Genomic DNA, 15896 nt, shown 5'->3' on the forward strand with positions numbered 1-15896 from the left:
TGGTGCTCACAACTACCTCTATGGAACAAGACACTCTCACCTCTGCCCCAACGGTACGCCTGGAAAACGTGGAACGGGCAGCGCGCACGCTCGATGGCGTGATTTACAAAACGCTGCTGCAACACAACCTAGGCTTATCGGACGCTTACGGAGCGCAGGTATATCTAAAGCGTGAGGATCTGCAGGTGGTTCGTTCCTACAAAATTCGGGGGGCATATAACAAGATGGCTGGCCTGAGCAGGGATCAGTCGGGGCAGGATGTGGTGTGCGCCAGCGCGGGTAATCATGCACAGGGAGTGGCCTACGCTTGTCAGTTGCTGGGGCTACGAGGGTATATTTTTATGCCTGCCCTCACCCCAGCTCAGAAGGTAAATAAGGTGCGCTTGTTCGGCAAAGACCAAGTGGAAGTTATCCTGACCGGTGCCACATTCGACGATACCTACAAGGCGGCAAAAGACTTCTGCGACCAGCGCGGCAGCACATTCGTGCACCCATTCGATGACCTAGCTATTGTGGAAGGGCAAGCCACGGTAGGCCTAGAGATACTGCGCGACGCCCCCGGCTCCATCGATTATTGCTTTATGCCTATTGGTGGTGGTGGTCTGGCCTCGGGCGTTAGCAGCGTGTTTCGGCAGCTGAGCCCTCATACTAAGCTCATTGGGGTGCAACCATTAGGGGCGCCTTCTATGCAGCGCGCTATCCAGACTGGCCTACGCCAACCCCTAGAGCACATCGAGAGCTTCGTGGATGGAGCGGCGGTAAAGTGCCCTGGCGAACTGACGTTTGAACTATGCCGGGAGCTACTAGATGAGGTGGCGCTGGTGCCCGAAGGCCAAGTCTGCGAAGACCTGCTGAAGATGTACAACGAGGAAGGCATCGTGCTAGAACCAGCGGGCACGCTTAGCGTCTCGGCCCTACACCAGTACGCCGACCAGATCAGAGGGAAAACCGTGGTGTGCGTGCTCAGCGGCTCCAACAACGATATCACCCGCATGGAGGACATCAAGGAGCGGGCCATGCGCCACCAAGGTCGCAAGCACTATTTCTTGGTCACCTTCAACCAGAAGCCCGGCGCCCTCCGCCGCTTCGTGAACAACGTCCTCCACGAAGGCGACGACATCATCCAGTTTCAGTACATCAAGAAGAACAACAAGGAAAAAGGTCCTGTCTTTATAGGCCTAGAAGTCCAGCGCCCTCACGACATAGAAGGAATTCAGTTGCGCATGGCCGCCGAAGGCTTCGGCTACGAATACCTCAACGGCAAGCAAGACTTCTTAAGTTTACTGGTGTAATCGACCTAGTGGGTTAGAAGGTTCGTCTCCCCTGCTCAGATGAGGAGGGGCTAGGGGTGGTTGATGTGGCCTAGAACGACTCTATTTAGAACAACCTATCAGCCCGTCATGCTGAGCCTGTCGAAGCATCTCTACCGCTGACTAACCAACTGGCCTAGGCCTGTACAACGAAGCGGTAGAGATGCTTCGGCTCCGCTTAGCATGTCAGTTTCTTGTGTACAACGATTGGTCAACCACCCCCAGCCCCTCCTCATCTGAGGAGGGGAGCTTCGTTCTTTACTGTGTTGGCCGTTGTATTTCACCAATACACTACCTACTCATTATCAGTATTTTATAATTTATAAATCAACTTTTAGAAATAGTAGGCGTGCCGACTGACTGTTTTCATTCGCACACCGAAGCCATGTACTTGCGGGCAGCACATTTCGCTGACAGAACCCTATCGACATGGCAACTCAAAAAATCCACATCTTCGACACGACCCTGCGCGACGGGGAACAGGTGCCGGGCTGCAAGCTGAACCGCGACGAGAAACTCCTCATTGCCCGACAGCTAGAGCTACTAGGTGTTGACGTAATTGAGGCTGGTTTTCCGGTATCAAGCCCCGGCGACTTTGCAGCAGTAGCGGCCATTGCGGCCCAAACGCGCTACGCCACCGTGTGCGGCCTTTCGAGAGCCGTGGAGAATGATATTATTACGGCCGCTGAGGCGTTGAAATCAGCCAAGTACCCGCGCATTCACACCGGTATTGGCACCTCTGATTCGCACATCCGATTCAAGCTCTGCACTACCCCAGAGAAGGTATTGGAGCGCGCCGTGGCGGCGGTGAAGCTGGCCAAGTCCTTCGTGGAGGACGTGGAGTTTTACGCCGAGGACGCGGGGCGCACAGATAACGAGTTTTTGGCTCGAGTCTGTGAGGCTGCTATTCGCGCCGGCGCTACCGTGCTCAATATTCCCGATACTACGGGCTACTGCCTACCGAGTGAGTACGGCGCTAAGATTAAATACCTCGTGGACAACGTGCGTGGCATTGAGCACGTGCGCCTCTCCACCCATTGCCACAACGATTTGGGCATGGCCACGGCCAACTCTATTGCCGGCGTGCTCAACGGAGCGCAGCAAGTGGAGTGCACCATTAATGGCGTGGGTGAGCGGGCCGGCAATACCGCCTTGGAGGAAGCTGTGATGGTGCTGCGTCAGCATCCCTACCTCAACTTCGAGACGGGCATCAACACCAAACTGCTCGCCGAAACCTCGGCCATGGTGTCGCACCTCATGTCGATGCCGGTGCAGCCAAACAAGGCTATTGTGGGCGCTAACGCGTTTTCGCACTCCAGCGGTATCCACCAGGACGGCGTTATCAAGCACCGCGAAACCTACGAAATCATCGACCCACGCGAAGTGGGCATGCCCGATTCGGCCATTGTGCTCACGGCCCGCTCCGGCCGCGCTGCCCTGGCCTACCGCCTCCAGAAAATCGGCTACGACTTCGACCGCACCGCACTCAATAAGGCCTACGCCTCCTTCCTTGTCCTCGCCGACCGCCAGAAAGAAGTGGTTGACGAGGACTTGCACGTGATGGTGGAGCAGGAGCAGTTGGTGACGGTGGAGTAGCAGTACTAGCAGCATGTCGTTCTGATTAACCATCCCACCCCACTCTCATGTCGTCTAAAACCTTATTTGATAAAATCTGGGAAGCGCACGTGGTGCGTGAAGTAGCTGGCGGCCTCACGGTGTTTTACATCGACCGTCACCTGATTCACGAAGTCACGAGCCCCCAGGCATTTGACGAAGTGACGGCCCGCAGCCTTACCCTGCGCCGCCCCGAGCAGATAGTTGCCACCGCCGACCACAACGTTCCCACGCGCCATCAAGACCAGCCCATCCAGGATCCGCTGTCCCGCTCGCAGGTAGACAAACTCACGGAGAACTGCGCCAAGTTTGGCGTGGAGCTCTATGGCCTAGGCCACCAGTACCAGGGTATCGTGCACGTAATTGGGCCGGAACTGGGCATCACGCAGCCGGGCCTGACCATGGTGTGCGGCGACAGCCACACCTCTACCCACGGCGCGTTCGGCACCATTGCATTCGGCATCGGCACGAGCCAGGTGACCCAAGTAATGGCCTCGCAGTGCCTGCTGCTAGACAAGCCCAAGCGCATGCGCATTACCCTCGATGGCGATGTACGGCCCGGTGTATCCGCTAAGGATTTGATTCTGTATGTCATTTCTCAGCTGGGCACGGGTGGCGCTACAGGCTACTTCGTGGAGTACGCGGGCAGCGCCATTCGTGCCCTGAGCATGGAAGGCCGCATGACGGTCTGCAACATGAGCATTGAGATGGGTGCCCGCGGCGGCCTCATTGCCCCGGATGCTACAACCTTCAACTACTTGCAAGGCCGGCGCTTTGCGCCCCAGGGCGAGAATTGGGACCGGGCCGTAGCGCACTGGCAGACACTGTACTCCGATGAGGACGCCGTGTTTGATGCCGAGCTGCAGTTCGATGCCTCGTCCATTCAGCCCATGATTACCTACGGCACCAACCCTGGCATGGGCATTCCGCTTTCAGCCAACATTCCGGTGCTCAACGGGGGTAGCGAGGCTACCAGCTTCGATAAATCGTTGCGCTACATGGGCTTTCAGCCGGGCGAGTCGCTGCTGGGCAAGGAAATCAACTACGTGTTTATTGGCAGTTGCACCAACTCCCGCATTGAGGATTTGCGCACGGTAGCGGCCTACGTGCGGGGCAAACAGAAAGCGGCCCACGTGGAGGCCATCATAGTGCCCGGCTCCAAGCAAGTAGAGCAGCAAGCCATTGCCGAAGGCATCGACAAGGTCCTAGCCGACGCTGGCTTTGAACTGCGCGAACCAGGCTGCAGCGCCTGCCTAGCCATGAACGATGACAAGATTCCGGCCGGTGCCTACTGCGTCTCTACCTCCAACCGCAACTTCGAAGGTCGACAAGGCCCCGGCGCCCGCACCCTGCTTGCCAGTCCGCTGGTAGCCGCAATTACAGCGGTGGAAGGCCGCTTAGTGGATATTACACAGTATTTGAATTAGACTACTAGTGCTAGCTCCCCTCCTCAGATGAGGAGGGGCTGGGGGTGGTTGACTAATCGTTGAACCTCAACTAGAACTAGTCTTAGTTACCGTTCTAGGCCACTTCGACCACCCCCAACCCCTCCTCATCTGAGGAGGGGAGCTAGCAATAGCCTCTCGTACATCTTCCCCACCCCATGGAAAAATTCCAAACACTACGCTCCGGCGTGGTGCCGCTGCCGATAGAAAATGTGGACACAGACCAGATCATTCCGGCGCGCTTTCTGAAGGCGACGACTCGCGAAGGATTCGGTCAGAACCTGTTTGCCGACTGGCGCTACACCGCCGACGGGCAGCCTAAGCCCGACTTCGTGCTGAACGATACCCGCTACCAAGGCCATCAGATTCTACTAGCCGGCAAGAACTTCGGGTGCGGCTCTAGCCGGGAGCACGCTGCGTGGGCTTTGTATGACGCCGGTTTCCGAGTGGTTATCAGCAGCTACTTCGCTGATATTTTCCGGGGCAATGCACTCAATATTGGCCTACTGCCGCTGCAAGTTTCTGATGAGGTGCTGCAGGGGCTGTTTGAGGTAGTAGTGCAGGACTCGAATACCGCACTGACGGTGGATTTGCAGGCCCAGACGCTTACCATACCGGGTTGGGATGAAACTATTCGCTTCGAACTGGACGCTTACAAAAAAGAGTGCCTGATCAACGGGTACGACGACATTGATTTTCTCATTAGCCAGGAGGCGGCCATCACGGCTTATGAACAGCAGCGGTCATGGGTATTCTAAGCAAACGGATTGTGGTGTTGCCGGGCGACGGTATTGGCCCCGAAGTGTGCGGCGAGGCGGTGCGCGTGCTGCGCGCGGTGTCGAGCCGCTTCGGGCACGAGTTTATCTTCGATTATCAGTTGATGGGAGCTTGCGCTATTGACGCCACGGGCACTCCGCTGCCAGATGCTACCCTCGATGCCTGCCGCCAGGCCGATGCGGTGCTACTCGGCGCCATCGGCGACCCAAAATATGACAATGACCCCACGGCCAAAGTGCGTCCGGAGCAAGGGCTACTAGGCCTACGGAAGTCGCTAGGCCTGTACGCTAACATCCGCCCCATCACGGCTTATGACCAGCTACTGGAACATTCGCCGCTGAAAGCAGAGCGCATTCGGGGCACTGATATCCTCATTTTCCGGGAGCTGACCGGTGGCATCTACTTCGGCGAAAAAGGCCGTTCCGAGGACCGCACCTGGGCCTACGACAATTGCACCTACTCGCGGGAGGAAATCCTGCGCATCGCACACCGCGCCTTTAAGGCCGCTGAAACGCGTCGCCACAAGCTCACGCTCGTGGATAAGGCTAACGTGCTGGAAACCTCTCGCCTGTGGCGCGAAACCGTGCAGAGCATTGCTCCCGAATACCCTAGCGTAGCCCTCGACTATCTTTTCGTGGACAACGCGGCCATGCAAATCATTCTCAATCCGCGCCAGTTCGATGTTATCCTGACGGAGAACATGTTCGGCGACATCATTTCGGATGAGGCATCAGTCATTGCAGGCTCGTTAGGCCTGCTGCCCTCGGCCTCCGTGGGTGATGGGGCGGCGCTGTTTGAGCCTATCCACGGTTCCTATCCGCAGGCCAAAGGCAAAGGCATTGCTAACCCCATTGCCACCATCCTCTCGGCCGCCATGCTCCTCGACCACTTCCACCTGCAAGAGGAAGCCGACTGCGTGCGCGACGCCGTGCAACACGCCCTCGACCAGGGGGTAGTGACGCCCGAACTAAACCCAGCTACACTGTATACCACCGAGCAGGTCGGCAACTTCATTGCCTACAGCGTGCTGGACATTGCCGATTGTGAGGTACACCGCAACAACATCAGGCTCGGGATGAGCACCATTATTTAAGAGAAGAAGTATGGGTGGGGACCCTAGCCCAGTTGTCCGGCAGCAATGCCGGGCGGCTGGGCTTTCTTGTTTCCCGGAAGGCCGAAGCGCTTCAATTGGCCCTAGGGCTTTCGTTGCTTCGCCCTGCTCCTGCTGCATTTCGCCCCGATTCGGCTGGAAATGAGGTTTAATTTTATGGAGGTTTGATGCAGTTACTAGCCTAGTCTTACCTGCTACTCCCATGACCAGCCTCTGCCTCCGTCCGTTGCGTTTCCTGCTTGCCTGCTTGCTACTTCTGACTAGCCTAGGCCAGTGTTTGGCGCAAACCAACCCGTCCGCCCGCTCCAATGGCGTTACCACCCTGCTCACCTCGGATTCCGTGAAGCTGTTTGTGCAGGTATTGGGTAAGGGGACGCCGTGCGTGTTTGTGCACGGCGGGCCGGGCGCGGGCAGCTACTCGTTTGAGAAGCTAGGCGGCAACCGGCTCGAAGACCAGTTGCGGATGGTGTACTTCGACCAGCGCGGTAGCGGACGCTCGGCCAGCTCAGTGCGCAAAGATTACTCTATGGCGCGCATGGTGCAGGATCTGGAAGAGTTGCGGCAGCACCTAGGCCTAGAGAGGTGGGTAGTGATGGCGCATTCATTCGGAGGAACCATTGCTACGGCCTACGCCACCAAATACCCCGAGCGGGTGCAGGGCTTGATCTTAGTGAACAGCGTGCTGAACCCTTCGGCCTCGCTGGAAGCCATGCTGCAGTATGGCACGTCCCTGCTACCTGCCGCTGAGCAGCTTAACACGAACATCCCGATGATGCAGCGTTTCGGCATGGTGATGGGCGCGCTTCAGCAAAAGAAACTGGCCTACCAGCTCCAATACTCCGCCGATTCTCTGGCTGCCCGCGCCAGCCGCGTTGTTCGGGCAGTACCTGCCAACCAGGATTTTGCTACCCAGGTCTTCAGCGGCCGCCTGCCCGATTATGGTCAGGATTACACGCCCGCTACGGCCCAGCTCACCATGCCCACGCTGGTGATTGTAGGCCAGGATGACCGCACCACGGGTGCTACACCGCAGTCGTTCCGGTTCCCGAAGCAACAAGTAGCGGTGCTGCCCGGCAAGCACTATTCCTTTCTGGAGCAGCCGGTTCAGTTTCGGCAGGCGGTGGTTAGCTTCGTGCAAAAGCTGCCTCGCAAATCTTAACCTATGTCCGTCGCATCTGAGCGCCCCACCCCTATCCGCCTAAACGACCGGTGGTTTCTGCTCATCGGCATCCCGGTGCTGTCGGTGCTGGTGATGTTGCCGCGAGGTGTCCTGCATGTAACTTCCTTTCCGGTCTTTCTGATTAACTGGGGCGTTTCGCTGCTGTTCACCTGCTCTTTTTGGTTTACGGGCCGGGCCCTCTGGATTGCCCTGTTTCGCCGCTTCCCGCGCGTTGATCAAACCGTGCGCCGTTTGTGGCTGCTGGCAGCACTTAATACCACCATCACGGCCGTCGTTACGCTGATCCTGGATAGCATTGTGGGGTTGCTGCAAAACACCCGGCTCGACTGGCCTACGTTCTGGTTTGAGTTCGGCCTGAATATGGTCCCGACGGTTGTGGTGCAGCTGATTTACGAAAGCTCGAACTTCTTTCGGCAGTGGGCCGACAACGTGCGGCGGGCCGAGCAGCTCCAGAGCGCCGGCGTACAAAGTCAGCTTGAAGCCCTGCAAAGCCAGCTCGACCCGCACTTTCTGTTCAACTCCCTCAACACCCTTTCCGCCCTCATCGAGCCCGAAAACGAACCTGCCCAGCAGTTCGTGGAGCAGCTCTCCGACGTGTACCGCTACGTGTTGCTGGCCCGTGAGCGAACCACCGTGCTGCTCAGTGAGGAGTTGGCCTTTGTAGATGTTTTCCTGGCCCTGCACAAGGTTCGTTTCCGCGACAACCTGCGTGTGACCCAGCACGTGCCACCCGAGGCACTAGGCCAGTTAGTAGCCCCGCTCAGCGTGCAGCTACTCGTAGAAAACGCTCTAAAGCACAACGTTGCCTCACGGGAACACCCACTAGAGTTGCGCCTCACAGCCGACCTATCCTCTGGCTATTTCATTGTAGAAAACACGCTGCGTCCGCGCACGGCGGGCCTGGCACCGGGCACCGGCACTGGCCTACGCAACGTGCGCCACCGCTACGAATTGCTGCAAGCGCCGAGGCCAGTAGAAGTTAGCGCCGACGACGGTTGGTTTCGGGTGCGGCTGCCGTTGCTCAGCGCCTCTTAGGCCACTCATTTACCCTGCTCGCTATGAAACCACTGCTTGTTCTTCTGATTGTATTCGGCGTGCTGGCGGCTGGCACGCATTTCGTGTTTGGCGAGGCTGATTTCGTGCTGGCCGGAACAGGCGCTATGTCGGCCATGCTGGTGTTTACCGCCATCGGGCACTTTGCTTTTACCCAAGGCATGATGCGGATGCTCCCGGAGTTTCTGCCCGCCAAAAAAGCCCTGGTGTACGCCACGGGGGTGTTGGAATTGGCCGCCGCTCTGGGCCTGCTGCTCCCCGAATGGCGCGAGCGTACTGCTTACTGCCTGCTGCTGTTCTTCGTGCTGATTCTGCCAGCCAACATTCACGCGGCGCTAGGCCACCTCAACTACCAAACCGGCGCCCCGGATGGCCCCGGCCCGCGCTACCTCTGGTTCCGGATTCCGCTGCAGCTGCTTTTTATGGCCTGGACGTGGTATTTTGCCTTGTACCTGCCGTTCTTTCAGGCCCTGCTGAAGCCGTTTCACGAATCTCAGCCCTAAGCCCGCTGCTCTGCTTATGCCTGTCAGAATGCACAGTGCTACAGCGTAAGGTTTCGTGGGCACCGCCAGCACATAACCCCTACTTCTCCCTCTGTTCAACGTTGCTTTTCTCAATGACAGTTTTGCTGCTCGAAGATGAATATCCGGCCGCCGAGCGGCTGCAGCGGCTGCTAGGCCAGGCCGCGCCCGAAGCGCATGTCGTTGCCGTCCTCGACAGCGTGGCCGGCGCCTTGCAGTGGCTGGACACCCACCCCGCGCCCGACCTGATTTTGTCTGATATTCAACTCGCCGACGGACTTAGCCTCGAAGTATTCGAGCAAGCCGTGGTGCGCAGCCCCATCATCTTCACCACGGCCTACGATGCCTACGCTATCCGCGCTTTCAAGGCCAATAGCGTCGATTATCTGCTGAAACCCGTGAAGATGGCAGAACTGCAGGCGGCCCTCACCAAGCTCCGCGAGTGGCGCACAGCACCGGGAACAGCTGCTGTTACCCTCCCCGAAAAGGACGCCACGGCCCACCAACTGGAGCGGCTGCTTGATGCCTTGCCTCGCCCCGACCGCCAGTACAAAACCCGTTTTCTCGTCCGCAGCGGGGAGCAACTCCTGCCCTTGCCTGCCGCGCAAGTGGCCTGGTTCCAGAGCCGCCACGAAACCACCACCCTCGCCGCCACCGACGGCCGCCGCTTCGTGGTCGACTACACCCTGGAACAGTTGGAAAGCCTGCTCGATCCTAGCCTGTTTTTCCGCCTCAACCGCCAGTTCATCGCCCAACTGCCCGCCGTACAACGCCTGCACCCGCACTTCAATGGCAAGCTGCTGCTAGAGCTGCAGCCCGCGCCCAGCGACGAGGTGTTGGTGAGCCGAGAGAAAGCAGGAGCGGTAAAGAACTGGCTAGAAGGGTGAGCAAGAAGCTTACTAGAACGGCTGCAAATGAACGTCATGTCGAGCTGGTCGAGACATCTCGCGTGCTGACATTGCAATAGTACCTGTCATGCTGAGCGCAGTCGAAGCATCTCTACCGCTTCGTTGAATCGTTGCTAGGCCAGTTAATTAGCCAGAGGTAGAGATGCTTCGACTGCGCTCAGCATGACGGTCTGGTTTATATGGCGCTTACTCATTAAGCCTGATTACCGATCCAGCCACGCCTTAAACGCGGCTACTTTTTCGCGGCTTACGAGCACGGTGTCGTTGTCGGGGGCGGTGGGCTTGAGGATGGTTTGGAGGCGGGAGTTGGTGTAGTGAATGATGTCGTGGATGGCCTCGGCGTGGGCCAGATAGGCGCGGTTGAGGCGGAAGAATTCTGTCGGATCGAGCATGCCCTCTAGCTGTTCTAGGGTATAGTCGACGACAAACTTGCGGCCTTCGCGGGTGTGCAGCAGCGTCACTTTTTCGAGGCTGGCGAAGTAGGCAATCTGCTCCACCGGAATGGCCTTCAGGTGCTCCCCTACCCGCACCACAAACCGCGACTTATACTCCTTGGCGGGCTGGGCCTGGCGCAGCACCTGAGCCAGCAGGTTGGCGTCGAAGGCGGGGATAGTAGCTTCGCGCTGGCGCTGCAATTTCGCCAGCGCCGCCGTCAGCTCCTCCGGGGCGATAGGCTTGAGGAGGTAGTCGACGCTGTTTACTTTGAAGGCCCGCAGCGCATACTTGTCATACGCCGTGGTGAAGATGACGGGGCTGGTGATTTCCAGGCGCTCAAACAGCTCAAAGCTCAGCCCATCGGCCAGATGAATATCCAGAAACAGCACATCCGGCGCCGTCCGCAACGACTGCAGCAAAGCCTCCGCTTCCGCCACCGATTCGGCCTTACCGATGATCTCTACCGGCTGATCCTGCTTGCGCAGCAGCTCCGTAAGGCGGCGGGCGGCCAGCGGCTCGTCTTCAATAATCAGGGCTTTAAGAGTCAAGGTAGAAGTGGAAGGCATAGGCGAAAATGCAGATTTTATGCGTTTGATTTATCCAGCAGATATCTGGCTGGCGGTTTGGTTTGGCCCCTCAGCGAAAGCAAAGCAACCTAGCAGAACGTCATTCCGAGCTTGTCGAGGAATCTCGCTTGGCTGACGTTGCCAGAGTAATCAGACATCAGCACGCGAGATTCCTCGACAAGCTCGGAATGACGGGTTTGATGACAGCAGAAGTTTGTACTGTGCAACCCATTCAGGTTCTACCGCAGTTCCAGCACGGGCAGCACCACTCGAAACTCCGCTTCGGTTTGCTCTACCAGCACGGGCTGCGAGGTCAGGAAGGCGTAGCGGGCTTGCAGGTTTTTCAGGCCTAGCCCCATGGATTCACCGTCGGCGAGACGGCGCGGGCGGCGGAAGTTGCGCACCGTGAGGGTGCGGGCCTGGGCATCCAATTCAATATTGATGCGGAGTGGGTCGCGCTGCAACGTGGCATTGTGCTTCAGGGCGTTTTCCAGGAGCAGCTGCACGGCCAGCGGCGGCACTTGCAAAGTTTCTAATTCGGTGGCGGGCGGCAGATGCATTTCTACTTGCACGCCTTCGCCGAGGCGGGTGCGCTGCAAAAACAGGTAGGCCTCCACGAAGCGCATTTCCTCAGCGAGCGGCACCACTTCCTGGTCCTGACTATCGAGCACGTAGCGATACACTTGGCTGAGCTGCCGGATAAAGCGGGAGGCGCGGGCCGGGTGGTTTTCCTCTACCAGCGAGGTCAGGGCATTAAGGGAGTTGAACAAGAAATGTGGGTCGAGCTGGCGGCGCAGAGAGTCGGCCTGGGCCTGGGCATTTTCCTTCTGCAGGCGCTCGGCCTGAATAGCGGCTTCGCGCCAGCCCAGCAGAAACGAGCGGCTGTGCAGAAACAGGGAAATAACCACTGTAATGAGCAGCGGCACCACAAACGGCCGCCACGTAAGCGAGCTGAGCGGCCGGTGATGATAGAACACCAGGAAGCCGCCCGTGACCAGCAGAATGACCAGCAACGACATCACCAGCGAAAAGGACAGCGTAATCAGAAACCGCCGAATGGGCTGCTGTGTCCAATCGACGCGGCGGTTTAGCCACTCGTTGGGGTAGCCATTGGCCAGCCATAGGCCAGTGGTGTAGCAGAAGTTGTAGCCGAACGTGACCAGAAAATCTTCGCTCCAGATCTTGCAGCCCCGGCAAAACAGCAAGCTCAGCCCCAACGACATAGCTAGCATCAGGCCCATCATCACGGCCCAGCGCCGGTGCGGATAATGCTTGCCCAGGTTCTTGACGGAGTTTTCCCGCGCGGCAGCAGATTCCGCCGAGACCGGGCGCGTCGAAGACAAAGCTGATTCAAGCATATTCAAGGCCTTAAGCAGGCAAATAAAGCAGACGAAATGATACTGGAGCCGGCCGCGCGGGGGCTAGGCCACTCAGGCCTATTTGGCCGACGCCGTTTCGTAGCCTTTTAACCGGCCGTCGAGCTGCCGCTCACCCCAGTTCGGCATCAGCGGAGAGGTGGGCTTGAAGGCGGCAAACCGGGTTTTGGCCTCCTGGTACAGCGGCTTTGCTACCTCGGCCCCACCGCCAAACATGGCGGGCGTGTAGTAGACATTGTTGGCCTGCACCAGATAAATGCGCGGGTTAGCAGGGTTGGCTTTTTTCGCTTCGGCCAGAGTTTCGGTTACCATACCGGAGTACTTCACGGAGCGCAGCATCGGCGACACACCCAGGCGGGCCTGATAGATATAGCTCTGTAGCACCAGCAGCTCCGACGCGTCGCCGCCCAGCTTTCGGGCTTGCGCCAGCGCGGCTTCGGCCTGGTCGAGGTACTTGTCTTTCGTGTCGCCATCTTCCTGGCTCACGAAGCAGGTGATGAGGCGGGCGTAGGCCTGGTAGTAGCGGGGCAGCCAGTCCTTAGGAGCCACGGTAGCCGCACGCTCCAGCTTGGCATCTACCTGTTTCAGCTTGGCCGCGTCGCCGGTGCTCATCAGCTCCTGAATGGTAGCAGCCATCAGCGAAGTATAAGCATCAGTGGTAGCAGCAGCGGCGGGCGCAGCGGGTGCCGACTGGCCTACGGCGGCAAAAGAAGCGGCAACCAGGGCGAGAGTAAACAGGGTCGTTTTCATGAGAGAAAGGGTTTGTAGTGGTTGGTGAGTCAAAAGTGGCCTAGCGCCGACCCACAAGAAATTTGCTGTTACCGAACCGTCGGATAAGCCGGATGAAGCGCGTTGAATAGTGTTAAGCTCCCCTCCTCAGATGAGGAGGGGTTGGGGGTGGTTGACCAATCGTTGTTTACAATGCCCATCCTGCTGAGCGGAGTCGAAGCATCTCTACCTCTGGCTAACCAACTGGCCTAAGCCTATTTCAATGAAGCAGTAGAGATGCTTCGACTCCGCTCAGCATGACGGGCTGATAGGTTGTTCTAAATAGAGACGTTCTAGGCCACTTCAACCACCCCCAGCCTCTCCTCATCTGAGGGGAGTTACAAACTGTCATTTACTCTGGCCGCTCGTTCACATTCAGCGGGTGCTGCTTGTTAATCGAGATAAACACCCCCAGAAAGAGCATGCGCGGCGCGGTGGGCATTATGGCTACGCGGTTGTAGCTGCCGCCTAGGTCAGGTTGGGAGGCGAAGCGGTAGCCGTACACATTCTGGCGTGCTAGCACGTTGGAGGCGGCTAGGTGCACCACCGTGTACTGCCCAAACAGGCGGGTGATGTAGCTGGCGTTGAGGCTCAGATCCTGGTAGCTCGGTAGCTGGCTCTGGTTGTAGGCCTGCTCAGGGTCGTTGAGGTCGTGGTAGCGGCGGGGGCTGCCGTAGCTGGCCGTGGCTCCAAACAGCGTATGCAGGCTCGAAACCCAATATTTCCCCACCACCGACACGTTGTGCCGCGCCGCAAACGTGGGCACGGCCGCTACTGGGTCTTGGCGGTACTGGCGCTTGGTATTCAGGAACCCATAGCTGAAATAGTACTCCAGGTTCTTCACTGTTTTCCGGTCGCGCCACAGTATATCCAGGCCACGGGCGTAGCCATTGCCACCGTTATTGTAGGCCTGTGCGTTGCGGATGTTTGGGCCGTCGTAGCGGGTGAGGTGGCGGTAGGTTTTGTGGTAGGCCTCTACCTGCAGCAGCTGTCGGTCGTGGGTGTATTGGTACGTGAGCACCGAGTGAGTGGCCTGCTCGAAGCGCAGATTGGGCTGCACCAGCAGCAAGCTGTTGTCGGGTGTTTGGAAGAAGTGGCCGTAGGCGCCGGAGAGGGAGCTGTTTTCGGTGGTTTGATAGGCTAGCGCGAGGCGCGGGGCGGCATTCCACTGGCCTAGCAATGCGGAATATTCTCCGCGCCCGCCCATACGGCCCGCTAGCCTATCCGACAGCTGAAAGTCAGTTTCCAGAAACCCAGCCACTCTTTTTTCCAAGAAAGAAGGTGTGTATACCGTTGCCGAAGCAGCATTGGGCTGGATGTACTGGGTTACTTTCTGGGCAAGCACTTCGGCGCCTATTTTCACGTTCCAGCGGGCCGCAGCCGAGTCGTTGATGAGCACTACGCGGGCTACGGCGGCTTGCTCCAGGGTGCGGAGGCGCACGGTGTCGGGGGCCAGGCGCTGGTTGTCGCGGCTGAGGCTAAGGCCCGTTTGCAGACTCCAGCCGCGGCGCAAGGGGCTGCGGAAGGTAGTGTTGAGGTAGCCATTGCCGCTACGCAGGGCCACTTTCTGCTGGCCGGCGGGCTCCGGGCTGGGCTGCCCAATGCTGAGCTGCTGCTGGCTCCAGGTGCCATACACTTTCAGCATGCCCGCCTGCCCGGTGCGGTGGCGCAACCCCACGGAGGCGTTCAGCCCGCGCGGCGACTGGTACCACGTCACGTTCTGAGGCAGCAGGTGCTGGTAAGGCGTCAGGTTGGTGTAGTCGAGGGTGGCATCGAGGGAGGTCCGCTCCCAGCGCTTGGTGCGGGAGGCACCCACAAATACCGAAGTGGCGGAAATGCCGGTTTGCGTTTCCGGAGCCAGATCAGTGGAGTTCAGCAGCAACACGCCCGATAGTGCCTGCCCGTACAGAGCGGAGTAGCCGCCGGTGTTGAACACGGTGCCTTTAAACAAGCTAGGCGAAAATAGGCCGCGCGCCGGCACCGCCGCTACGGTGGCGTTATACGGGTTCTGCACGGGCAGCCCATCCATATAAATCTTGGTTTCGGAAGCCGCTCCACCCCGCACGAACAGCATACCGTCCTCGCCTACCCGCGTGGTACCGGGCAGCGTGTTGAAGGCCGCTGCTACATCGGCCAGGGCCCCGGCCGTAGTCTGGATGTCGCGGGTGTTGAGGGCGGCGCTGCGGTGCTCATCACTGGCTTCAAAGGCGCCGGCCGTAATCACCACCGAGCCCAGCGCATGCGGCGTGCTTTTCAGCGTAAGATCGAGGCGGACTGGTGCGCCGCTCAGCGTCACGGGCCGCTCCACCGTCACGAAACCCAGCAAGCTGGCCTGCAGCGCATAGGCGCCGGCAGGCTGCTCGGTTTCGAAGGAGAAGTGGCCTAGCGAGTCGGTCGTGGCCCCATCGAAGGTGGTTTTGAGAAACACATTTACGCCCGGCAGCGCCTGCCTGTCGGCGTCGAGAATGATGCCGCTGATGCGGGTAGTAGACTGGGCCAGCAGGCCTAGAGTCGGGGCCAGCAGCAGGAGTGCAAGGAGTAGCAGTCGTTTCATGAGGGTAGCAGCGTAAGGATGAACCAAATGTGGCCCGCTGCCCATTCCGATAAAATTTGCTGTTACCGAAGCGTTGGTTTTGCCCGATGAAGCGAAGGAAATCCGCTGCGGTAGCAGGAAATCCGTGTGGTATAGCCTGTACCCATTGGTACTGCAACCAGTGGTGCTGGTAGTAAGCAGAATGCAGACTATAGGGCCTTAAAGCGGCCGCAGCCGCCTTTGTGCCACCGGTTTTGGCTGGGTGTCTACTCGCCGAGGTTGCTAAGGAAAAGCAGCCT

13 protein-coding genes are annotated in these 15896 nt (G+C 58.7%); 9 read left to right on the forward strand and 4 right to left on the reverse strand.

Going from position 1 to position 15896, the window contains the following annotated elements:
* The first annotated feature begins 20 nt into the window (after positions 1 to 20).
* From ilvA to ACYVHC_RS15580, 9 genes are all read left to right on the forward strand, one after another.
* Entirely contained in the window at positions 21 to 1292 is a 1272-nt protein-coding gene (gene ilvA, locus ACYVHC_RS15540) for a threonine ammonia-lyase IlvA (RefSeq protein WP_460614696.1), read from the forward strand.
* A gap of 447 nt (positions 1293 to 1739) precedes the next feature.
* Complete coding sequence (locus ACYVHC_RS15545) at positions 1740 to 2906, forward strand: 2-isopropylmalate synthase (RefSeq protein ID WP_460614697.1); 1167 nt, start codon at positions 1740 to 1742, stop codon at positions 2904 to 2906.
* A gap of 47 nt (positions 2907 to 2953) precedes the next feature.
* Positions 2954 to 4351 carry a 3-isopropylmalate dehydratase large subunit gene (leuC, locus tag ACYVHC_RS15550; RefSeq protein ID WP_460614698.1) on the forward strand — a complete coding sequence of 466 codons (1398 nt, stop codon included), beginning with the start codon at positions 2954 to 2956 and terminating at the stop codon, positions 4349 to 4351.
* Positions 4352 to 4527: 176 nt separating this feature from the next.
* Positions 4528 to 5127, forward strand: a complete 600-nt coding sequence (gene leuD, locus ACYVHC_RS15555) for a 3-isopropylmalate dehydratase small subunit (protein WP_460614699.1) — start codon at positions 4528 to 4530, stop codon at positions 5125 to 5127.
* Positions 5115 to 6239, forward strand: coding sequence for a 3-isopropylmalate dehydrogenase (leuB, locus tag ACYVHC_RS15560; protein ID WP_460614700.1), 1125 nt, complete (start codon positions 5115 to 5117; stop codon positions 6237 to 6239). Before leuD ends, leuB begins: the two co-directional genes overlap by 13 nt.
* A gap of 220 nt (positions 6240 to 6459) precedes the next feature.
* A complete protein-coding gene (locus tag ACYVHC_RS15565) occupies positions 6460 to 7416 on the forward strand; it encodes an alpha/beta fold hydrolase (protein ID WP_460614701.1) in 957 nt (318 codons plus the stop codon).
* 3 nt (positions 7417 to 7419) lie between these two features.
* Positions 7420 to 8472, forward strand: coding sequence for a sensor histidine kinase (locus ACYVHC_RS15570; RefSeq protein WP_460614702.1), 1053 nt, complete (start codon positions 7420 to 7422; stop codon positions 8470 to 8472).
* A 23-nt stretch (positions 8473 to 8495) separates the two neighbouring features.
* Positions 8496 to 8993 carry a DoxX family protein gene (locus tag ACYVHC_RS15575; protein WP_460614703.1) on the forward strand — a complete coding sequence of 166 codons (498 nt, stop codon included), beginning with the start codon at positions 8496 to 8498 and terminating at the stop codon, positions 8991 to 8993.
* Positions 8994 to 9106: 113 nt separating this feature from the next.
* Positions 9107 to 9898 carry a LytR/AlgR family response regulator transcription factor gene (locus ACYVHC_RS15580; protein WP_460614704.1) on the forward strand — a complete coding sequence of 264 codons (792 nt, stop codon included), beginning with the start codon at positions 9107 to 9109 and terminating at the stop codon, positions 9896 to 9898.
* A gap of 224 nt (positions 9899 to 10122) precedes the next feature.
* Here the strand turns inward: ACYVHC_RS15580 and ACYVHC_RS15585 are convergent, their stop codons facing one another.
* The 4 genes from ACYVHC_RS15585 to ACYVHC_RS15600 form a co-directional block, all read right to left on the reverse strand.
* A complete protein-coding gene (locus ACYVHC_RS15585; RefSeq protein ID WP_460614706.1) occupies positions 10123 to 10920 on the reverse strand; it encodes a LytR/AlgR family response regulator transcription factor in 798 nt (265 codons plus the stop codon).
* A 239-nt stretch (positions 10921 to 11159) separates the two neighbouring features.
* Positions 11160 to 12278 carry a sensor histidine kinase gene (locus ACYVHC_RS15590; RefSeq protein WP_460614707.1) on the reverse strand — a complete coding sequence of 373 codons (1119 nt, stop codon included), beginning with the start codon at positions 12276 to 12278 and terminating at the stop codon, positions 11160 to 11162.
* A gap of 78 nt (positions 12279 to 12356) precedes the next feature.
* The gene (locus ACYVHC_RS15595; protein WP_460614708.1) at positions 12357 to 13046 is read right to left on the reverse strand and encodes a hypothetical protein; all 690 of its coding nucleotides are present in this window, start codon (positions 13044 to 13046) and stop codon (positions 12357 to 12359) included.
* Between the two features lie 370 nt (positions 13047 to 13416).
* Positions 13417 to 15618, reverse strand: a complete 2202-nt coding sequence (locus tag ACYVHC_RS15600; RefSeq protein ID WP_460614709.1) for a TonB-dependent receptor — start codon at positions 15616 to 15618, stop codon at positions 13417 to 13419.
* Positions 15619 to 15896: the final 278 nt, after the last annotated feature.

The organism is Hymenobacter seoulensis, from assembly GCF_054780535.1.